A 20,611-nucleotide genomic window follows, 5' to 3' on the forward strand; every position below is an offset into this window, starting at 1 on the left:
GTCGGGGCTACTTCCCGTAGCGACGGTTTCAGCCGTCACGCTGCCTGAAACACCAGACACTCGCCTGCCCGCAGCACGAAAATCCACCCCGGGCCACAGGCCCGACGGCCCGATAGAGCAGCTTGCCGACTCAAGTCGGCGCTACAGTGCGTATGCCCGACGGCCCGGTGGTGCAGCTTGCCCATTAAGAGGGCGGTACCGCAGTCAGGATCATCAGCCGCCAATCACTACCCGACGTACGGTGCCGGTGCCCGATTGCTCGTTGGTGACCCGCAGGAGGTAGACTCCCGCGGGAAACTCGGTAGTAGGGATACGGAGCCCCCCGGTGAAGGTGACCTGGTGCAATTCCCTGCCGGTAGCGTCGATGAGCCGGGCCTGTAGCGGCAGTGGTTCGGAGTACTCCAGGTGCAGCCAGTTGCCCGCCGGGTTGGGATATACCGTGAAGGTACCGCCAAGGGCTTCGGTCACTGCCGTAGTGGCTTGTACGCCGTCACAATTCTCGTCGTATCCGCTGTTGGCCATTTCCCGGGCGGCGGGATTTATCGCTGGGTTATTGTCGTCACAATCCTCGTAGAAATTGTAGCCGTCCTTATCCATATCGAGTTCCTCGACCAAGGTGGACACCACAGTATTTGTCCAAACCGGCTTGTTAAAGTCGAAATAGATCGCCGCCGTATTCTCCACCACCGTGAAGTCGGGCAAGTGCTGGTGGGCCTTGATCTCAAAGTTTACGAAGCCTTCACTGCCGACCAAGTTGACGTTGCTGTCGGGCAGGAAGATATTGTCGAAGCGGAAGACGAGGTGGCCGCCTTCCTGTATCCGCAGGGTGTAGGGATGACTGGCCGACAGCGGCCGAAAGGTGTTCAGGTCGAGGTACTCGGAAAGCTGGTCTTCGATTCGTACGTCGAAAGCGGTATCGTTACCCGTGTTCTGGAAGCGAATCGTGTAGGTGATCGTTTCGTCCAGTTGGGTATAATTGCTCTGGGTGGGATCTTCGCGGAAGGGGCTCACCAGTTTGTCGTTCGGGTCCACGGCGCAGCGGAGTGGGGTGGTGTAGGTATGGGACCCCGTAGCGTGGATACCGGTGGCGGTCCTGGCACCCGCGGACGCGCCCACTTCGATGTCTACGCCGGCAAAGGTTTCGTCGGGCATTTTCAGCTTCAGCACGGTGTAGAAGGTCTGCCCGGGCTGCAGCGTATCAAAATGGAAGGTGAATTCCCGCCCGGACTGGGATGCGGGAGCGGGATCGGCCTCCAGGTAACCGACGTGCTCCGGCAGGGTAATGGTGGCGGTACCGGCGGCGGGCAGGCAGCCGTCGTTGTAGACGGTAAGCCAGTAGGGAACCTCAGTGTTACAGCGCACGCGGCCGGAATTAAGCTTTAGGCGCAGACTGGCGGCCCCGTCCTCCGGCTGAAAGCCGAAGTGTACCGGCGGGGGAGCGGAAACACTGTAGGTGAAAGTGTAGGTTTCCTGAGTGCTGGTGTTGAGGTAGCAATCCGGCGCATCGGTTGTGATGGAATACTCGGCCCCGTGGTCGGCCAGCAAGCTGAACCGCCCTGCGGTATCGGTATATATCCGGGTGTCCTCACCGCCGGTGACGACGATCGGGATATTGGCCAGTCCCGGCTCATCCGCCTCCTGGGTTCCGTTTCCGTTGTCGTCGCGGAAGGCCGTCCCACTGAAGTGACTTTGGTTGGGGATCGTCAGATAATGTACCTCATGCCCGTACTCGGGGTGGTCGGCCGCGAAGTAGAGGCGGTCGCCGATCGTGCCCAAGCCGGGATCGGCAATGGTGCGCGTGCAGTCCGCATCTACCTCCTGCAGCACTTCCGATCCGAGATCGAAGAGGTAGAGGGGGTGATTGGTAGAGACGAAAGCAACAAATTCGCCCAGACTGACGAACTCCCGGGGGCCCGTCGCGGCGCAGGCGGGTATGGTCACTACGTCGCGGGTACCTGTCGGCGTCCCGTCGGTACGACCCAGTACCCACTGCCCGGAACCGTCGGGACGCGCGTATAGAGCTTCCGCATCGCCCACCTGGAACAGTTTAAGCGTCTGGCTGGAGGTGCCGGCAAGCAGCTGCGTGGAAGACCCGCTCGAGTAGTCGGTAGCGTACAGGTGGCCGTCGTGCCCCAGGGCCAGCAGACCGGAGGTGAGCGTTATGGCGGTGGTGGTCTGTAGGGCCGTTTGGTGTGCCGGACCGGTACCGGTCTCGGCAACGAATCGGCTTACCGCCCGGTCGGCGGCATCCACGTAGTTGAACAACATCCGGTTGCCAACCCGGCGAAAGGTGAGGGCCGTGGTGGCATCGACGGTACCGAAATCGGTTATGATGCCCGTTGTCACGTCGAAGCTGGCCGGACCGGAGCCACCTGTCTGCGCGTGGGTGAAGTATAGTTTTCCTTCCAGTTCGGCCAGGGTGCCGTTGAGGGGCAGGGCGGTGCTGTTGACCGTGTCGGCGTAGACGATGCTCGCGCCTTCAGTGACCGGATCGAGTTCGAGGACCTGGAGTACGTGCCGGGCCGGACTGCCCTGCCGCTGCTCACGTAGGAGGTAGAGCTTGTTGCGGCTCATGACCGGATTGGTGTAAGTGTAGCCGTCCTTATTGATGAGGGGAAAGCGCAACGCCCGGGGCGCGGGCAGGCGACCGTCGACTTCAGCGTAGTAGCCCTTGCCCTGGTGGGCGTAGTAGAAATAATAGAGATCGCCTGCCTGTCCGAGGGTTTGCAGGCCATCGCGGAAGCCGAGGCCGCCGGGAAAGGCGGTCGTGGTCGACACGGTACCGCTGGACAGGTAGTTGATATCTCCCGATACCGACCAGAACACTTTACCGCCGAGGGTGCCAAGCTCAAGGATCTCCTTGTCGGCCCCAGCGGGCTGGATGTCGAGTACGCTAATTTGGTGAGGGATGGTCTGGCCGCCCAGCAAAAGGGGGAGCAGGGCCAGGACAGGCAGCAGTAGAAACTTCATTGGGTAAATACGGTCGAATAGGTTTGGGCAAAAGCCGGTCACCGCGCGCAAAGCAAAAATTCCGGATCGGGATCAAACCGAATAATCGGTCATGATGACGATCGACACCTATCGCGCGGTGGAAATTTTCATGAGAACTTCCATAGAACGCCGTACCCGATTCGTTTATTTCTGCGACAGAAGGTTTAGCATCAGGCGTTTAATGCCGCCTCGCTTATCCAGTAGGCTTTCCGGCGCAGCAGTGTGGAGCGGAGACGAAGCTTTTGGCATTCGTCCAGATGGGACTCAACAATACTTCCGTAAATCGTATCTTTGCCCCCCGAAAAGCGAAAGCATGAAAGACCTCTTTGATAAATTCCGCGAATCCAAGGGCCCGCTGGGTCAGTACCAGGATGTAGCCCACGGCTACTTCTCCTTTCCCAAGCTCGAAGGAGAGCTCGGCCCCCGCATGAAGTTCCGGGGCAAGGAATGCATCATCTGGAGCATCAACTCCTACCTTGGCATCACCAACCACCCCGACGTCCGCAAGGCGGACGCCGAAGCCGCCGCCGAATATGGCCTGGCCTACCCCATGGGTGCCCGAATCATGAGCGGCGAAACCGACGCCCACGAGCAACTTGAACGGGAACTGGCGGACTTCACCCAGAAAGAGGCAGCACTGCTGCTCAACTTCGGCTACCAGGGCATCATGTCGATCGTCGACGCCTGCCTCACGCGCCACGACGTGGTTGTCTACGACCGTGACGACCACGCCTGCATCATGGATGGCATCCGTATGCACCAGGGCCCCAAGTTTGCCTTTACCCACAACGACATCGACCACTTCCTGGTCCGGATGGAGCAAGCCAAGAAAGAAGCTGAAAAGCGGGGCTCCGGCATCCTGGTCATTACCGAGGGCGTCTTCGGCATGCGCGGCGAACAGGGTATTATAAAGGAGATTTGCCAGTACAAGGAAAAGTACGGCTTCCGTCTGCTGGTCGACGACGCGCACGGCTTCGGGACTATGGGAGCTACCGGCGCCGGTGCCGGAGAGGAACAGGGCGTCCAGGATCAGATCGACATCTACTTCTCGACCTTCGCCAAGGCCATGTCGGGCTTCGGAGCCTTCGTGAGCGCCGACAAGGAGATCATAGAATTCTTCCGCTATAACCTCCGCAGCCAGGTCTTCGCCAAGAGCCTCTGTATGCCGATGGTCAAGGGCGGGCTTGCCCGCCTCAAGCTCCTCCGCGAACAGCCGGAGCTGCGCGAAAAGCTCTGGAAGAACGTCCATCACCTGCAAAACGGACTGCGGGAAGCCGGTTTCGACATCGGCAACACCGGAGCCTGTGTCACGCCGGTCTTCCTCAAGGGTAGCACCTACGAGGCCGGTGCCCTGATTTACGACTTGCGGGAGACTTACAACATTTTCTGCTCGGTCGTACTCCCGCCCGTCATCCCCAAGGGACAATTGATCCTGCGCTTGATCCCCACTGCCGAGCACAGCGAAGAGGACATCCAGACTACCATCGACGCCTTCAAGGCCGTACGCAACAAGCTGGAAGACGGCACCTACGAGAAGGTCGGTGAGATGTTCCGCGCCGGTGAAATCAATGTGGTGTAGTTTTTACCGTTGATTTCGTACGTATTCGTCCTTTTTCTGTTTGGATAAGAACCTCGGAGGTGCCTTGACACGGTTAGGGCACCTCTGTGTGTTAGGTCGCAAGCAAACTTTCCAATTGCTGGCTGCGCTCGTTGGGGAACCGCGGATTTCGTTGATTCGGGCGCTGATTTTAACCCGATCCCGCTGGATAGGATTGAGCGGATAGCTTGCTTTGCAAGCCGCGGAATGGTTCAAGATTTAGTACACCTCCACCCGTGGTAGTGTGGGGTAGCCAATTCTTGCATCACGGATCGCGGTGAATTGACCTAGGGTAGTACGACGCCTTCTGTGTTGGGTGGCAAGCAGACTTTGCTATATCTGGGTTGCTGCGCTAGTAGGGGAACCGCGGATTTCGCTGATTGGGGCGCAGATTCAGGCGCAGATTTTCAACCCTACTTGGCTCAAGAAAATTAAGCAGATAGCTTGCTTTGCAAGCCGCTGATATGGTCCACGATTTAATACAACTCCACGCGTGATAGTGTAGGGTAGCCGATTCTTGCATCATGGATCGCGGTGAGCTGACCTATGCTAGTGTGGCATCTCTGCGTGTTCGGTTGCAAATAGGTTTTGCAATTAACTGCTTGCTGCGCTTGCAGGGGAACCGCAGATTCCGCTGATTGGGGCGCAGATTCAGGCGCAGATTTTCAAACCGACCCTGCTGAAGGAATTAAGCAGATGGCTTGCTTTGCAAGCCGCGGAATGGTCCACGATTTAATACAACTCCACTCGTGGTAGTGCGGGGTAGCCAATTCTTGCATCATGGATCGCGGTGAGCTGACCTATGCTAGTGTGGCATCTCTGCGTGTTCGGTTGCAAATAGGTTTTGCAATCTACTGCTTGCTGCGCTTGTAGGGGAACCGCAGATTCCGCCGATTAAGGCGCAGATTCAGGCGCAGATTTTTAACCCGAACCTGTCAGATAGGATTAAGCGGATAGCTCGCTTTGCAAGCCGCTGATATGGTCCAAGATTCAATGTGACTCCGCCTGTAGTAGAATTGGTTAGCCGATTTTCACATTATGGATCGCGGTGAGCTGACCTATGCTAGTTTGGCATCTCTGCGTGTTCGGTTGCAAGTAGGTTTTGCAATCAATTACCTGCTGCGCTTGCAGGGGAACCGCAGATTCCGCCGATTAAGGCGCAGATTCTTGCGCAGATTTTTAACCCGAACCTGTCGGATAGGATTAAGCGGATAGCTTGCTTTGCAAACTGCGGAGATCTCCAAGATTTAACATGACTCCACCCGTAGTAGAGTAGGATGTACGATTCTTGCATTATGGATCGCAATGAATTAACCTATGCTATACGGGGAGCGGCGTTTAAGGTACATTCCAAGTTGGGCCCCGGACTACTGGAAAGCGTCTACGAGCGTTGCTTGACTTATGAGCTAAGAAAACGCTTCCACGTGGAAACCCAGTTGGCGGTGCCCTTCACCTACGACACCCTACAAATTGACGTCGGCTACCGCATGGATATAGTGGTTGAAAATACCGTCGTCATTGAATTGAAAGCCACTGAAAAAATACTCCCCATTCACTCCGCTCAACTGCTGACATACATGCGGCTGTCTAAAATCAGCCTCGGCCTACTTATGAACTTCAACGTAAGTAACATGCAGACCGGCATCAAACGCTACATCATGGAAAAGGGAATGAAGTGACACTCCTTATAGCTGGTGATTTCTTGTAGAAGAATCTGCCACTTGCCGAAGGCAAGTAATCCGCTTAATTAAATCTGCGCCTGAATCCGCGCCCCAATCCGCGGCATCTGCGGTTCATGCCCTCGTACATGGCCGACCGAGAAACGCCAGGAGCAATGCACCACACTATTCAAACCGCCATCCGCCACTTGCCGAAGGCAAGTAATCCGCCTAATTAAATCCGCGCCTGAATCCGCGCCCCAATCAGCGGCATCTGCGGTTCATGTCCTCGTACACGGCCGACCGAGAAACGCCAGGAGCAATGCACCACACTATCCAAACCACCCACCGTCTAAGACTTGCCGAAGGCAAGTAATCAGCTTAATAAAATCTGCGCCCCAATCCGCGGCATCTGCGGTTCATGTCCTCGTACACGGCCGACCGAGAAACGCCAGGAGCAATGCACCGCACTGTCCAAACCACAATCTGACACTTGCCCCAGGCAAGTGATCCGCTCAATAAAATCCGAGCCTAAATCCGCGCCACAATCAGCGGCATCTGCGGTTCATCCCCTTGTACACGGCCAACCGATGGCCTCTAGAATTAGTGCACACATTATCCCAACCACCATCCGCGACTTGCCGAAGGCAGTAATCCGCTTAATAAAATCCGCGCCCCAATCGGCGGCATCTGCGGTTCATGCCCTCGGACACGGCCGACCGATGATCACTAGAATTAATGCACACATTATCTCAACCACCATCCGCGACTTGCCAAAGGCAAGTAATCCACTTAATTAAATTGCGCTCTAATCCAAGGTATCTGCGGTTCAATAGATATCAATTACGGTGAATACCGTTTGATTCAATACCGCCAAGCCTCCAAATCAGCCCCGGCAGGCGCCAACTCTCTCACCTTTTCCGCCCATTTCGGAATAAACATCCGATGGTAGCGCAGGCGGCTGATCGCGTTGGGCTGGGTAGGGTCGCCGTTCCAGCAGTGCTCGGCGCGGTCGCCATAGGTGATTTCCCCGCCGAAGTCTACCGAGCGGAGGAACTTTTCCGTGCGGTAGACGGCATTGTTCAGGTAGTAGTTGTCCATGTCGCCAACGTAAATATTCAGCTTACCCTTCAACTTGGGCCCTAGGTCCGACCAGTCGCGCTGCAGGATATGCGTCAGGTCGTAGTTCTCCCGCCAGTACTCGGCCACTTCCGGGTTGATCTTGCCGGAGCGCTTGTCCCAGATGCGCCGGGGGTAGCCGTCCGGTCCTACCGGACTGTATACGGCTTCCCAGATGTCCCACTGCTGCCCGCTGCGACTGTTGTCGCCTAGGGCCAGTTCGCGTTGGTTCATTTCGCGGAGGGTGCTGGAGAGGTGACCCAGACTATCGCGGTGACCCGGTCGCTCGGTGCGTTTGTACTTGCTGTCGAGGTAGTAGGCGTTGGCGTCTTCGTACAGGTTCACTACGGTGTAGTCGTGAAAGTCGATGGGGTCCGGACAGGCGGCGTAGCAGGTACCGTATTCGTCCGGATATTTCACCTGCACGGCCAGGGCTTCCCAGCCGCCCGTACTACCCCCGTATACGAAGCGGGCCCAGCCCTCCCCGATGCCCCGGAAGCGCCGCTCGATTTCGGGGATCAATTCGTAAGTGATGGCATCGCCGTAGGGGCCCAGGTTCTCGGAATTGACGGCGTAGCTGTCGTCGTAGTAGGGGTTGGCGTGCTGTATCTCGATGGCGATGACGCGGGGGAAGTCGGGGCCCGTCCACATCCGGTAAAAGTCGTAGGCCTCCTGTTCCACGGTGCGGTTGTAGCAGTCCAGGCCGAAGCGGGCGCTATAGGCACACGGCTGCGTGGTGTCGGGCGGGGTGGTCCGCCAGCCGCCGAAGTCGTCCGGGAAGTGGCCATGCATGATGGCCAGTGGATATTCCACCTCGGGATGCTCGGCCCAGCCTTCGGGGAGCAGTACGTGGGCGCCGAGGTACATGTCGCGCCCCCAGAATTCACTGAGCCGTTCGGAGCGGATCTTGATGTGCTTGACGTACTCGGTGTCCTCGGGCTCGGCGATAGGCGGTATGGCACCGTCAAACGCCAGTTCAATCGGGGCCGAGCGATCGGCGGCGACGGTTATTTCCACCGGCGTACTCAGCAGGTTACCGGGGGCGAGGTTCCACTGCTGTCCTTCGCCGCGGTCCATCGGCAGCTTTACCGTATGCCCGTCGCCGCGGTGGAAGGTTTCGTACTTGTGCAACAACACCTGCGCACGGTAGGTACCGGCGGGCAGTTCGGCCAGCGATTCAAAGGGGTACCCGTAGGCGGTAGCGTCCACCATCATGCGGGTGCCGGGCTCCCAGTCGGTCACGTTCCGCCCGAAGAGCAATTGGGTCTCCGGACCGTCGGATATCTGGAAGCGGGGCTCGGCGCTGTCGTCGGTGGAGAGCAGGAGCATCAGCCGACCATCAAGGGCACTGTCGGCCAGGTTTTCCGGCAACAGAACGGAAAATACGGCCTGGCCGCGGACGCAGGTGCAGGCAAATAGTAGGAAGCAGCCGAGTAAGAGGGTACGCATAGAGAGGTTCAGTAGCAGTGTGTGGACAAGCTACTGAGAATGCCTGGTATTCTTCTTACCTTCAACAGCTATCTGGGAAACCGCATCGTACCGGTCAAAGGATGACATCGCGGAAGAGAATGGGCTCCTTGTACTCTTTACGCAGGGTGTAGCGGATGACGTCGAAGGCCGTGATTACGCCCTTGAGTTTGCCGTTCAGGTTGACGACGGGGATCGTCTTGAAGCGGCGGTCCATAAAGAGTTCGGCGGCGGTGCCCACCTTATCTTTGGGGGCGAGCTTGATGACGCGGGTATTCATCACCTCGCCGACGAGGCGCGATTCGCTGTCGGGGTTCACGCGGCAGTCGCGCCACATATCGTAGGAAGTGATCAGTCCCACCAACCGGCCTTCGTGGTCGACCACGGGCAGTTGTTGCAATTGGTCGCGGAGCATGAGCTCGGCGATTTCACCGACGGTTTGTTCAGGGTAGGCGGTTACGACCTCCGTCGTCATGATCGTCCGCACGGCTTCGTTCATCATATGCAAAGGGCTTTGGCGGCTCAGTGGGGTTATTCCCCTTAAGGTACGGATTTCCCCCCGATTCCCGGAGTACCGGTCGGCAACAATTCCGGGTATATTGGCGTACCATTCAGGCACCCTCCACCCATGGATCCCGTACGCGCTATATACCTTGCCGCCACCTGTCTGATCCTGCTCGGCGTCGTCCTCACCTGGCAGACCGGGGAGGTACAGTCCGAGCTCCTGCTCCTTCCCGCCCTGGCCGCCGCCGGCGCCTATACCCTGGCGCCCCAGTTGCGCTGGTGGTACTGGAAACGACACCCGCCGGACCTCTCCACCGAGCTGGCGCCCATTCTGGATCGATTTCCTCTCTACCGGGCCCTCGACCTCGACGGCAAACGCGACTTCCGTCGCCGCGCTTTCCTGATCCGGGAGGCGACCGACTTCCAGGGCATGGCCATCGAGAATATTCCGGCCGACGTGCGCCTGATGGTGGCCGCCTCGGCCGCCACGATTACCTACTACCGGGAAGATTTTCTGGTGCCGGGCTTCGAGAACGTCATTTTCTACCCCCACCAGTTTCCCACCCCGGAGCACGACGTACTCCACGCCTCCGAACTCTATCCGGCCGATGGGGTCATCATCTGGACCCTGAAATACTTCCTGCGCTCGGTAGTGGAACCTCAGAAGTACCTCCAGCTGGGCTTCTACGAGTACGCCCGCGCCCTCTTCCATACGGATGCCGGGGTACGCACCGCCATCGAGGCCCAGGCCCTCTCCTTCGAAGAAATCCACCGCCTCACCGACTTTTCGGAAGAGGCCCTCAAAGGGTTCATCGGCCTGCCGGACATCGACCCCGCCGCCATTACCCTGGCCGTGTTCCACACGCACGCACCCGGCTTCGCGGCCCGGTATCCGAAACGGTTTATGGCCCTTGCCGACTATTTTCAACTGCCCCCCCTCACCGCGCGGTAAGTCGCCGCCGCAGGGTATCCGGCCCCGCAACCACCCCAATCTGCACCATGGAAGACCCCAGCACCCGCGACCCCGCCCAAATTCCACTCCCGGATGACCGGCCCGATCGTGAAGCCCTGGTCGCGCTTCACAACGCCGCCGAACGCATCCGCGGGGAGGTGGGCAAGCTGATCGTAGGGCAGCGTGACCTGATTGATCTGCTCATTGTTGCCCTGCTCGCCGGGGGACATGTACTTGTGGAAGGCGTGCCCGGCATCGCCAAGACCCTGACCGCCCGCCTGATCGCCCGCACGATCGACGCTACCTACCGCCGGATCCAGTTCACCCCCGACCTGATGCCCAGCGACGTAACGGGCAGCAGTATCCTGAATGCCGCGGAGGGGCGATTTACTTTCAACCCTGGTCCCATCTTCGGTAACCTCGTCCTCATCGACGAGATCAACCGGGCACCCGCCAAGACCCAGGCCGCCCTTTTTGAAGTCATGGCTGAGCAGCAGGTGACCGTGGACGGCACCACGCACCCCCTGCCCGACCCCTTCTTCGTCATCGCCACCCAAAACCCCATCGACCAGGAGGGTACCTACCGCCTGCCGGAGGCTCAGCTCGACCGTTTTCTCCTGCGTATCCTTGTCGACTATCCCGACCGGCAGGAAGAACGCGACATTCTGTACCGCTTCCGCAGCGATTTCCGGCACCGGCAGCTGGATGACGTGCAGCGCGTCCTTTCGCAAGCGGAAATTTCCCGCTTCCGCCAGGTGGTGGAAGCCATCTACATACGCGATGAACTGCTCGATTACATTGCCGATCTGGTGCACCGGACCCGGGCCCATCCCGACTTGTACCTCGGGGCCAGTCCGCGTGCCTCCCTGGCCATCCTGCGCCTCGCCAAGGCCCGGGCGGCACTGGACGGCCGTGACTTCGTAACCCCCGACGATATTCAGTCGGTAGCCGGCCCGGCGCTGAATCACCGGATCCTGCTCATCCCGGAAAGGGAGATGGAAGGCTACTCCGCCCAAGACGTGATTGAGGAGATCATCCGGGCCCTCGAGGTACCCCGTTAGGGCCTACCGGGCCTTCTCGAAGGCAGCTACTACTTTTTTCATTCGCCGACTGTTGACGCCGAGGTCGCTGTGTCCGACGCGGCTGGCGCTGCGGTAGTGGATTACGCCTTCCTCGGGTGAGATCAAAAATTCCACATCGTCGATATAGGGGACGGGCCAGGTCTGAAAGGTATAGTGGAGGTAGTGCTCATCTTCTTCGATGAGGGTGGTGCGCGGCATATTGTCGACCACCCGTTTAAGCTTTTCCCGGGCGGCGCTCACCGATCCGGTGAACGGGATGGGGTCGCGTTTCTTTCGTTCCTGACGCGACTGGGTACTGACGCAGTTGGGGGATTCGGGGCAGGGCTGGAGCTGGCGCGTCATGGTTTCTTTTGGGTAGACAATTGACTTCAGCTTGCTTTTGTTCTCATTCCCGGTGGGGAGCGCCAGGCTGGCGAGCACCTCGTTGTTGTCGATGGCCCGGATTTCCGCCAGCAATTGCAGGCCCTGGTCCGTTGGTACGTAATGCAGGAGTCCGAAATTCCGCTCGGTGATGAGGGGCCCGATCCGCTTGTCGTTGGCCTCGTTGCTGCCCGTGTACGAATGGGTAAGTCCGCTGGAGGTGATCTCGTAGACCGGGTAATTGTCGAGGCTGTCCACCATGATCTCCGCCAGGTGCCGGTCGCCACTCAGCAGCAGGGGCAGGGCGGGCCGCAGTTCCTTCAGGAGGGCCAACAGGCGGGCCCGGGCCGCGGGGAAGAGATCCCACTTTTCGTAGCCGTGGTCGGTGGGTAGTACCTGTATGCTGCTTACTATCACGTGCGCTGCCGCGTCGCTGTTGGTCAGTTCCTGGCGCAGCCAATTCCACTGCGCCTCGCCTAGTATGTCGCCTTTGGGGTTGGGTCCGTAACGGTCGCCGGGGCGCACGGGCGGGGCGAGAGCATCCCGAAAGTAGCGGGTATCCAGCAGTATGACCTTCACCTCACCGATGCGGTACGACTGGTACACACCCGCGCGCTGCCGTACCTCGGCGGTGTCGGGCACATCCAGGAAATCGAGCATCAGTTCCTTGGCCATATCGCGGCCCTGCCATTCCCGTCCCGCGTCGTTGCTGCCGTAATCGTGATCGTCCCAGGTCCCGTAAATGACCGGGGTTGTCTTCACGAAGGAGTCGTAGGCGACGGCCTGGCGTTGGGTGGCGTAGGCGGCCGCCATGGCGTCCCGGTCGCCGGTATCCGCGTACACATTATCGCCCAGCCACAGCCAGGCATCGGGGCGGTGCGAGGCGATGGTATTCCAGTAGCCTTGCGGACGGTTCTCCCGGTTGCAACTGCCAAAGGCGATCGTCAACACCCGGGGAGCGGATACCTGCATACTCTGGTCGGCGGGAATATCCGCCGAATGCGAGGTGTACGCCTTGGCGAACAGATAAACGAGAAACACCGACGCCAGCAGCGTCACTACCGTAAGTACCTTTCTAAGCATACCGCCGGCGTACCAGGTCGATAAATTCCCGGGCGGTCTCCTGCCGCTCTTCTTCGGCCCACTCGTGTTCGCGGGCCAGCTCCACGAGCAGGGGCTTGGCGTTGGCAAAACTTCCGCGCAGGTTCAGGTCCTTGAGCGCGGCATTGAGCTCTTCATTGCCTCCGAATAGTTTGTTGGAAAAGAGCACGCGATTGTTGATGCTCAGGGAGCGCGTGAGGTCCGTCACCCGTTGCCGCATGAGGCGGTTGGTGAGGCTGCTTTCTTCCGGTTCGCGGAAAAGGGACTCCACGGCGGCCGGCGCATTACTACCGGATGCTTTGCCATTGGTTGGCTTCGTTTGCGGTTCGACGCGGGCGGTGTGCGCGGCCATGGCCGGGGCGGGCGGCGGCGGTACGGGGACGTCGGGGACTTCGGGCGGGGCCGCGGGTGCCGGGGTGGGTTGCCGCGGGGTAGCGGGGACCTCCGGTTCCGGCGTCTTCACCGGCGCCGGCGGTGGTGGTGGGGGTTCGGGTGCCGGCGTGGCCGGGGGGGTGGCAGGGCGGGGTGGCATTTCCCGGGGGCTGGAGGCCTTCTTTTCACCCACCTCCAGGTACAGGGCGTAGAGGTCGCGCAGGTAACCCAGCATCAGGTCGCGCTCCAGGGCGGAGGGGGCGTCGTCTTCGTCGTCGAGCTGCAGACTGCGGTGGAGGGCGGTGATGCGGCTGAGGAGTTTGTCGGCTTTGGTTTGGAGCATGACTGCTGGAATTTTTGATACCTTCGGCCGCCAAAATACGGCGGCGCTTATGTTTTTAGAACCTCACTTCAGCGGTCAACGCAGTGGCTGGCTGGAAGTTATCTGCGGCTCGATGTTTTCGGGCAAGACCGAGGAGCTCATTCGCCGTCTCAAACGGGCCCGCATCGCCGGGCAGGAAGTAGCCGTCTTCAAGCCCGCTCTCGATACCCGCTACGCGGAACGGAACGTGGTATCTCACGACAGTAACTCCTTCGTGGCCACCCCCATTACGCGTTCCGCTCAGTTGCTTGACCTGTCCGACGAGGTGTCGGTCATTGGCCTGGACGAAACCCAGTTCTTCGACGCCGACATCGTCAAGCACACGCAAGACCTCGCGCATCGGGGCAAGCGCATTATCATCGCCGGCCTGGACATGGATTTCCGGGGCAAGCCCTTCGGCCCGATGGGGGATCTGCTGGCGGTGGCCGAATACATCACCAAGGTCCACGCCATCTGTTCCCACTGCGGTAACCTGGCCACCCATTCGTACCGCCTTACTCCGGATCAGGATACGGTGGTATTGGGTGAGAAGGACCTCTACGAAGCCCGCTGCCGGAAGTGCTTCCGCATGGGGAATATCCTGGACCTGCGCTAGGTATGGGGTAACGGGTCTTCAGGCCCGATGGCCTGGCTGGAAGTAGCATTTTTTCGGTACTCAGTATGAGTTGTTCTTTTTCTGCGCTCGCCCCGCAGGGGCTCGACCTTAATGGGTTAGGGTGGAGGGACTCCAGGCCCGATGTCATGGGCTGGAGGGTGTATTTTATCCAGTGCCCGATATAGGTAGTCCTGTTTCCTGCGCTCGCCCCGCAGGGGCTCGACCTTAGTAGAAGTAGGTCTTATAGTAGGCCCACCACTCCCGCCAATTCTTGATCAATAGCAGGAGGAAGAAGACGACTCCGCCAATCAGCAGGATGCGCGCGATCCGGGCTACGGCCTGATTCTTTTCCCGCCGGGTGCGGTAGCGGTGCCTGGTAGATTGCTTTCCCATTCGGTAAAGGTAGTCCCGCCGCTAGAAGTCGAGTTCGATCGTGTCGCCGGGCTTCAGGTCTTCCTTTCCACCCTGTCCATTGGATCCTTTCGATTTCTTGCTTTCCGACGAAGACTCCGTGGGTAAGTAAGGCTCGTTCAGCTCCTTAGCGCTGATGAGCTTCCCGTCGTGGAGCTTGTTGCCGAGTGATTTCCACCCTTTCACGTCGATGAATTCGGCGAGTTTGACGGTCTTTTCCCGTTTCTCCCGCTTCTCCCGCCAGGCGTAGCGTACCTCCGGATCCGGGTGGACGCTGGCAATGTAGAGCTTACTCTGCTTGTGGTCGGTGATGAAACTGAAGGCCTGACCCGGCGAACTCGTTTCGATCTGGAAGCGCTTGACGAGAGTTACGCCGCGCTCGCCTTCGAAGTAAACGGCGCTCACCACCATGTCCTCGTGGTACTTCCCGATGAAGTAGAGGTTATCGGGTTCGTAGCGACGGGTGAGGTCCAACTCTTCCCGCTCGTAGCTGCCGTCCTTGTAGAGGGCGAGGATGAGGTCGCCGGTATCGAATCCGCCGAGGTATTGTCCGCGCTCGTCCAGGTTCAGCCGGCCGCTTACTTCGTCCATCCACACCTTCATGGCACCGAGGGTGCTCTTGCCCACTTCCTTGAGCGTCACCTTCCGGACGGGGTAGCGGGTCATGATGTTACCGGCGGCCCCGCGGCTCTTGATGGCCAGTTCCGAGAAATCGAAGTCGAAGTTCTTCTGCCGGGCCTTTGACGACTGGCTCAGCTGGGCGGTGATGATCTCCGCTTCACCGTTCGGGTTGGCGCTGAAGTAGAGTAGTTTGGAGCCCTTGTTGCCTTTGGTCAGGTCGTATTCCCGATCGCGGGTGATGGCCGTCACGTTGAAGCGTTTGGCCATGGCACGGCCCGTCTTGCCGTCGAGATATACGAGGTTGTAGGTCGTCCGTTCGTCCCCCTTCTTCCAGACGTTGACGTGGATGATGTCCTTCCCTACGAAGGTCTTGTCGTCGATCCGCGTGACCGTCATCACGCCGTCGCGGCGGAAGACGATGATGTCGTCGACGTCGGAGCAATCGCAGACGAATTCCTCCTTTTTCAGTCCCTGCCCCACGAAGCCTTCCTTGCGGTCGACGTACAGTTTGGTGTTGTTGGCGGCCACCGCGGCTACCTCCACTTTCTCGAAGGTGCCGATGGTGGTCTTGCGCTCGCGGCCTTTGCCGTACTTGTCGAGCAGGCCCTGGTACCAGTTGATGGCGTACTCCGTAAGGTGCTGCAGGTGATGGCGCACTTCCTTCAGTTCCTCCTCCAGCTTGGCCATCAGTTCATCGGCCTTGAAACTGTTGTATTTCGAGATGCGCTTGATACGGATCTCGGTGAGGCGGGTGATGTCCTCATCGCTGACGGCCCGGTACAGCAGCAGGCGGTCGTCGTTCTTCTTCGCTTTCTCTTTTGGTTCGCGGACGTACTTACTCAATCCCTTGCGGATGATCTCGAGCACCTGTTCAAAACTCTCCGCCTCCTCGATATCCCGGTAGATGCGCCGCTCGATAAAAATCTTCTCGAGGCTGGCAAAGTGGATCTTCTCTTCCAGTTCCCCCTGGCGGATAAGGAGTTCCTGCCGCAGCAGGTCCTTAGTCTGCTGGGTGTTGTACTGCAGAATATCTTCGACGGTGACGAAGTGGGGCTTGTCGCCTTCGATAATTACGCAAGCGTTAGGCGAGACCGACAGTTCGCAGTTCGTGAAGGCGTACAGGGCGTCGATGGTGACGTCCGGACTGATCCCCGGGGCCAGTTCGATCAGCAGTTCCACCTCGGCGGCCGTATTATCGGTTACCTTCTTGATCTTGATCTTGCCTTTGTCGTTGGCCTTGATGATGCTGTCGATCAGCGTCTGGGTGGTCATCCCGTAGGGGATCTCCCGGATGGCGATAAACTTGTTGTCGATCTTTTCGATGGTGGCGCGGATCTTGACCCGGCCGCCGCGCTTGCCACTTTGGTAGTCGCTGACGTCGATGGTGCCGCCGGTGGGGAAGTCCGGGTAGATCTTCACCTTCTTGCCTTCCAGGATTTTGATGCTGGCCTTGCACAGTTCGATGAAGTTGTGGGGCAGGATCTTCGTACTCAGGCCCACCGCGATTCCTTCGGCGCCCTGCGCGAGCAGCATGGGGAACTTCATCGGCAGGTTCACCGGCTCCTTCTTGCGGCCGTCGTAGCTGAGCTGCCACTCGGTCGTCTGGGGGTTGAAGACCACCTCCAGGGCAAATTTCGTAAGGCGGGCCTCGATGTACCGACTGGCCGCTGCGGAGTCGCCGGTAAGCGTATTGCCCCAGTTGCCCTGGGGGTCGATCATCAGTTCTTTTTGTCCCAGATTGACCAGGGCGTCGCCGATGGCGGCATCGCCATGGGGGTGGTACTGCATCGTCTGCCCGATCACGTTGGCTACCTTGTGGTAGCGGCCGTCGTCCATCTCCTTAAGGGCATGGAGGATGCGGCGCTGTACGGGTTTCAGCCCGTCCTCGATGGCGGGAACGGCCCGCTCCAGAATCACGTAGCTGGCGTAATCGAGGAAGTAATCCTCGTACATTCCCTTCAGTCCGGCTGCCTCACCGTCCGCCTCAATTCCGTGTTGATTCTCCATCTGCTTTCTTCTATTCGCACCGCGGTTTACCCCACGGCCCTTGCACCCGCGGCCGCGCCCAGATGGACGTTCGGCTAGCGCGCACGAAGGTACGAAATTTCACTTCACTAACAAAATGTTTGAAAGTGGTTTTAAAGGCGTGTGCCTTCATCCGCTCTCGTAGTTGCCCGCCCGTTGCAACCCGACCCTCGAAGTGACCTCAAGACCTTCGGGCATCCGGTTCCAATCCTAATTTCCGATCGGTGATCCGTCGGGCAGCGCGGGTGCCGGCACCGGCTCGTAGCTGTCGGGGTTGGTCAGGAAACTGCGCACCAGCTGATCGAGGTAGGCGGCGTGGTCGCTGAGCTGCGCGGTTTCCGGCTGACGGTAATCGAGTAATTTTCCCAGGGCAGCGGCCGTGACCGCACCGCTGATTTTCTTGTCCGCGGCCAGTTGCAGCAGGTGATGTACAAAGCGCCGCTCGGTCATTGCTGCCACTTCCGCGGCGTAGTCATTAGCGCGCGACTGTCGCTCCTGCGCTTGCAGGTACTCCTGGATGCTCTTAAGGTACTCGGCCAGCGTAGGATAGCCCGCGCCGAAGAGCGCTCGCTGCTCCACCACCCGTGCCAGTCGCTCGGGCTGCAGGAGGAAGGACAGGGAGTTATCCGCCGCCGACTGTGCCATGCCGAGCGGATCGAGTCCGCCGCCGTTCTGGGTGTTGAACAGTTCGCGATTGCGACCGTAGCCCATGGCGGGTGGCGGAATGAGGGTGTAGAGGTTCTGCGGGAGGTCCAGCACGGCGGGGGAGAGGGTGCGAAGCAGGGCCTGTCGTGCCTGTTGCTGGCGGGCCGCGTCAACTGGTTGATAGTCGGGTTTCACCCCCGCTTGCCGAACGCCGTAGTCGTATTGGTAGCCGCCGATCACTTTCGCGACGGCCTCGACCTGGTAGCGGTGCATGAGGTAGACGGGCACCAGTACGCTTTCAAGTTCCGACAGCGGCATGCCCACCGGGATATTCTGCTCGCTGAAGCGTTGCAGGGCCACTTCCCGCAGCTTGAGCAGTCGGTCCATTTCCGCGACCGGCTCCTGGCCGTTGTCCCAGAGGTGACCTTCGGGTTGGCTACTCCCCGCGGGGCGGGCGTCGGCGTCGCTGACGAAGCGCAGTCCCAGCCGCTCGTTCTCGGCCAGGATCTCATTCAGGGCGGCCCGCTCGTCGGTGCCGGCGGGGAAGTCGGTGTAGCCGTACTTGATGGCCTGCTTGTCCCACTCACCGATGCCGGTGGCGTAGGCTTCGCTGAAGTCCATCTCGTTGTTGGGACCCAAGGTGACGTAGGGGTGGGGATAATCCATTACCGAGGCCCGGTCGTTGGTGGAAGCGGCGAAGTTGTGGGTCAGGCCCAGGGTATGGCCGACTTCGTGGGCGCTGAGCTGCCGCAGCCGGGCGAGGGCTAGTTCTTCCAGTCGGGGGTCGGGGGTGGTACCGTCCTGTCCGTAAGCCGCCACAAGCCCCTGGGCGATCAGGAAGTCCTGCCGCACCCGCAGACTGCCCAGCAGTACGTGACCCTTGATGATCTCGCCCGTACGGGGGTCGGTGACCGAGGAGCCGTAGCTCCAGCCGCGGGTGCTGCGGTGCACCCAGTTGATCACGTTGTAGCGCACGTCCAGCGGATCGGCGCCTTCCGGCAGCACCTCCACCCGGAAGGCATCGCGGTAGCCGGCCGCCTCGTAGGCCTGGTTCCACCAGCGGGCACCCTCCAACAGGGCGCTGCGGATGGGTTCCGGGGCCCCGCGGTCTAGGTAATAGACAATGGGTTCCACCGGTTCGCTCAGGGCCGCGGAGGGATCTTTCTTCTCCAGCCGGTGGCGGGTGATGAAGCGTTTTTGCAGGGGCTGGTCGATGGGCGTAGCGTAGTCGGCGTAGCCGCGGGCGTAGTAGCCGGAGCGCGGGTCGAACACCCGGGGCTCGTAATCGTCGTCTGGCAGTTCTACGAAGCTGTGGTGCATGCGCAGCGTAAAGCTTTCCGGGGTGGGGGTCACGCTGCGCACGTTGCGGCCGGTGGGCTCGCCGGTGAAGGTGATGGTGGCTTCGAATTCGGTGTTTTTCGGGAAATTTTTCGTGTTCTCGGGATATATGGCGCTGCGGTCGTCGGCCACCTTGTAGGTGCCTTCCTTGGCCGATTTCAGCCGGGCGGCCACGCCGTGGGCGTCGCTGAGGAGCAGGGGCGTCAGGTCGATCAGTACGCGGTCGTCGGTGCGCGCCACCACTTTGAAGCCTTCGAGTACCGATTGGGCGAAGGCTTCCGATACGCTCTTCGCCTCATCCGGATTGTCGGAAACGGCCCGGTAATCCAGGTTGCGCTGCTGCAGCAGCACCTTGGGACCAACGCGCCGGAAGAACACTACGCGACTGTCGCCAAGCTGATTGCGATCGAGTCCAATGTCGTTACTGCCGAGTCCGGCGGCCAGACTGTTCACGTAAAGGAAATCCTCGTCCCACCGATCGATCTCCAGGTAGAGTTTTCCTTCTTCGTCGCTCCAGTAGTAATCGAAAAAGCCTTCCTGCTTTTCCAGCTTTGCGGTTTTATCGGCTATGGAGGGGGTTTCTTTCTTATCGCTGTCCTGTGCCTGGAGCAGTCCGGTGGTCAGAAAAAGGCAGAGTAGGAGTAGTCGCATAAAAGCCATGGTTTGGAGCAAAAGGGGATGGTCGAAGATAAGATGTATTGTTTCTTACGGAACACAGTCTCGCCTGGAGTCGCTCAGCCCGTTGCCCCCACGGGTTGAGGGCTTCCAAGTCCGATCATAATTGCGCCTGGAGTCGTTCAGCCCACTTGCCCCCACGGGTTGAGGGCTTGCAAGCCCGAGCATGATCGCGCCTGGAGTCGCTCAGCCCGCTTGCCCCCACGGGTTGAGGGCGTTCAAGCTTGACAAAAATCGCGCCTGGAGTCGCTCAGCCCGCTTGCCCCACACGGGTTGAGGGCTTTCAAGCCCGATTACAGTCGCGCCTGGAGTCGCTCAGCCCGCTTGCCAACACAGGTTGAGGGCTTTCAAGCCCGATCATAATCGCGCCTGGAGTCGCTCAGCCCACTTGCCCCCACGGGTTGAGGGCTTCCAAGTCCGATCATAATCGCGCCTGGAGTCGYTCAGCCCGCTTGCCCCCACGGGTTGAGGGCTTTCAAKCCCGATTACAGTCGTGCCTGGAGTCGCTCAGCCCGCTTGCCAACACAGGTTGAGGGCTTTCCAGCCCGAGAATGATCGCGCCTGGAGTCGCTCAGCCCGCTTTCCCACTCGGGTTGAGGACTTTCAAGCCCGATAAAAATCGCGCCTGGAGTCGCGCAGCCCGCTTACCTCCACGGGTTAAACGCTTTCAAGCCCGATAAAAATCGCGCCTGGAGTCGCTCAGCCCGCTTGCCCCC

The 20,611-nt window shown here is 59.7% G+C and carries 13 protein-coding genes; 5 read left to right on the forward strand and 8 right to left on the reverse strand.

The features are described from left to right. Nucleotides 1-213: 213 nt before the first annotated feature. The gene (locus E4021_RS15320; RefSeq protein ID WP_136460251.1) at nt 214-2,970 is read right to left on the reverse strand and encodes a DUF7619 domain-containing protein; all 2,757 of its coding nucleotides are present in this window, start codon (nt 2,968-2,970) and stop codon (nt 214-216) included. A gap of 334 nt (nt 2,971-3,304) precedes the next feature. On the opposite strand from E4021_RS15320, the gene E4021_RS15325 reads away from it, so the two are divergent. Beyond that, nucleotides 3,305-4,570: an aminotransferase class I/II-fold pyridoxal phosphate-dependent enzyme gene (locus E4021_RS15325; protein WP_136460252.1), complete on the forward strand. Its 1,266-nt coding sequence runs from the start codon at nt 3,305-3,307 to the stop codon at nt 4,568-4,570. A 1,313-nt stretch (nt 4,571-5,883) separates the two neighbouring features. Beyond that, nucleotides 5,884-6,267: a GxxExxY protein gene (locus E4021_RS15330; RefSeq protein ID WP_168797634.1), complete on the forward strand. Its 384-nt coding sequence runs from the start codon at nt 5,884-5,886 to the stop codon at nt 6,265-6,267. 843 nt (nt 6,268-7,110) lie between these two features. Here the strand turns inward: E4021_RS15330 and E4021_RS15335 are convergent. Continuing rightward, the gene (locus E4021_RS15335; RefSeq protein ID WP_136460253.1) at nt 7,111-8,814 is read right to left on the reverse strand and encodes an alpha/beta hydrolase-fold protein; all 1,704 of its coding nucleotides are present in this window, start codon (nt 8,812-8,814) and stop codon (nt 7,111-7,113) included. A gap of 94 nt (nt 8,815-8,908) precedes the next feature. Then, a complete protein-coding gene (locus tag E4021_RS18180) occupies nt 8,909-9,334 on the reverse strand; it encodes a CBS domain-containing protein (RefSeq protein WP_168797635.1) in 426 nt (141 codons plus the stop codon). 126 nt (nt 9,335-9,460) lie between these two features. On the opposite strand from E4021_RS18180, the gene E4021_RS18185 reads away from it, so the two are divergent. Further along, the gene (locus E4021_RS18185) at nt 9,461-10,288 is read left to right on the forward strand and encodes a zinc-dependent peptidase (protein ID WP_168797636.1); all 828 of its coding nucleotides are present in this window, start codon (nt 9,461-9,463) and stop codon (nt 10,286-10,288) included. A gap of 47 nt (nt 10,289-10,335) precedes the next feature. After that, nucleotides 10,336-11,349 carry an AAA family ATPase gene (locus E4021_RS15350; protein WP_136460256.1) on the forward strand — a complete coding sequence of 338 codons (1,014 nt, stop codon included), beginning with the start codon at nt 10,336-10,338 and terminating at the stop codon, nt 11,347-11,349. 3 nt (nt 11,350-11,352) lie between these two features. On the opposite strand, the gene E4021_RS15355 is transcribed toward E4021_RS15350, so the two are convergent. Beyond that, the gene (locus E4021_RS15355; protein ID WP_136460257.1) at nt 11,353-12,813 is read right to left on the reverse strand and encodes a DUF1499 domain-containing protein; all 1,461 of its coding nucleotides are present in this window, start codon (nt 12,811-12,813) and stop codon (nt 11,353-11,355) included. Then, nucleotides 12,806-13,546, reverse strand: coding sequence for a hypothetical protein (locus E4021_RS15360; RefSeq protein WP_136460258.1), 741 nt, complete (start codon nt 13,544-13,546; stop codon nt 12,806-12,808). Before E4021_RS15360 ends, E4021_RS15355 begins: the two co-directional genes overlap by 8 nt. A gap of 49 nt (nt 13,547-13,595) precedes the next feature. Between E4021_RS15360 and E4021_RS15365 the strand changes: the two genes are divergently transcribed. After that, the gene (locus E4021_RS15365) at nt 13,596-14,180 is read left to right on the forward strand and encodes a thymidine kinase (RefSeq protein WP_136460259.1); all 585 of its coding nucleotides are present in this window, start codon (nt 13,596-13,598) and stop codon (nt 14,178-14,180) included. Between the two features lie 225 nt (nt 14,181-14,405). Here the strand turns inward: E4021_RS15365 and E4021_RS18190 are convergent, their stop codons facing one another. From E4021_RS18190 to E4021_RS15375, 3 genes are all read right to left on the reverse strand, one after another. Beyond that, nucleotides 14,406-14,573 (reverse strand): hypothetical protein, encoded by a 168-nt coding sequence (locus E4021_RS18190; protein ID WP_168797637.1) that lies wholly within the window; start codon nt 14,571-14,573, stop codon nt 14,406-14,408. 21 nt (nt 14,574-14,594) lie between these two features. Continuing rightward, complete coding sequence (locus E4021_RS15370; protein WP_136460260.1) at nt 14,595-17,219, reverse strand: DNA gyrase/topoisomerase IV subunit A; 2,625 nt, start codon at nt 17,217-17,219, stop codon at nt 14,595-14,597. Nucleotides 17,220-17,447: 228 nt separating this feature from the next. Next, a complete protein-coding gene (locus tag E4021_RS15375) occupies nt 17,448-19,871 on the reverse strand; it encodes a zinc-dependent metalloprotease (protein WP_136460261.1) in 2,424 nt (807 codons plus the stop codon). Between the last annotated feature and the right edge of the window lie 740 nt (nt 19,872-20,611).

Source organism: Neolewinella litorea, from assembly GCF_004803465.1.
Taxonomy (GTDB): Bacteria; Bacteroidota; Bacteroidia; order Chitinophagales; family Saprospiraceae; genus Neolewinella; species Neolewinella litorea.

What these genes read in the sequence shown, in the direction of transcription:
- E4021_RS15370 (WP_136460260.1), bottom strand. Translation starts at nt 17,219, where the DNA reads ATGGAGAATCAACACGGAATTGAGGCGGACGGTGAGGCAGCCGGACTG.
- E4021_RS15365 (WP_136460259.1), top strand. Translation starts at nt 13,596, where the DNA reads ATGTTTTTAGAACCTCACTTCAGCGGTCAACGCAGTGGCTGGCTGGAA.
- E4021_RS15335 (WP_136460253.1), bottom strand. Translation starts at nt 8,814, where the DNA reads ATGCGTACCCTCTTACTCGGCTGCTTCCTACTATTTGCCTGCACCTGC.
- E4021_RS15355 (WP_136460257.1), bottom strand. Translation starts at nt 12,813, where the DNA reads ATGCTTAGAAAGGTACTTACGGTAGTGACGCTGCTGGCGTCGGTGTTT.
- E4021_RS15325 (WP_136460252.1), top strand. Translation starts at nt 3,305, where the DNA reads ATGAAAGACCTCTTTGATAAATTCCGCGAATCCAAGGGCCCGCTGGGT.
- E4021_RS15375 (WP_136460261.1), bottom strand. Translation starts at nt 19,871, where the DNA reads ATGCGACTACTCCTACTCTGCCTTTTTCTGACCACCGGACTGCTCCAG.
- E4021_RS15350 (WP_136460256.1), top strand. Translation starts at nt 10,336, where the DNA reads ATGGAAGACCCCAGCACCCGCGACCCCGCCCAAATTCCACTCCCGGAT.
- E4021_RS18190 (WP_168797637.1), bottom strand. Translation starts at nt 14,573, where the DNA reads ATGGGAAAGCAATCTACCAGGCACCGCTACCGCACCCGGCGGGAAAAG.
- E4021_RS15320 (WP_136460251.1), bottom strand. Translation starts at nt 2,970, where the DNA reads ATGAAGTTTCTACTGCTGCCTGTCCTGGCCCTGCTCCCCCTTTTGCTG.
- E4021_RS15330 (WP_168797634.1), top strand. Translation starts at nt 5,884, where the DNA reads ATGGATCGCAATGAATTAACCTATGCTATACGGGGAGCGGCGTTTAAG.
- E4021_RS15360 (WP_136460258.1), bottom strand. Translation starts at nt 13,546, where the DNA reads ATGCTCCAAACCAAAGCCGACAAACTCCTCAGCCGCATCACCGCCCTC.
- E4021_RS18185 (WP_168797636.1), top strand. Translation starts at nt 9,461, where the DNA reads ATGGATCCCGTACGCGCTATATACCTTGCCGCCACCTGTCTGATCCTG.
- E4021_RS18180 (WP_168797635.1), bottom strand. Translation starts at nt 9,334, where the DNA reads ATGATGAACGAAGCCGTGCGGACGATCATGACGACGGAGGTCGTAACC.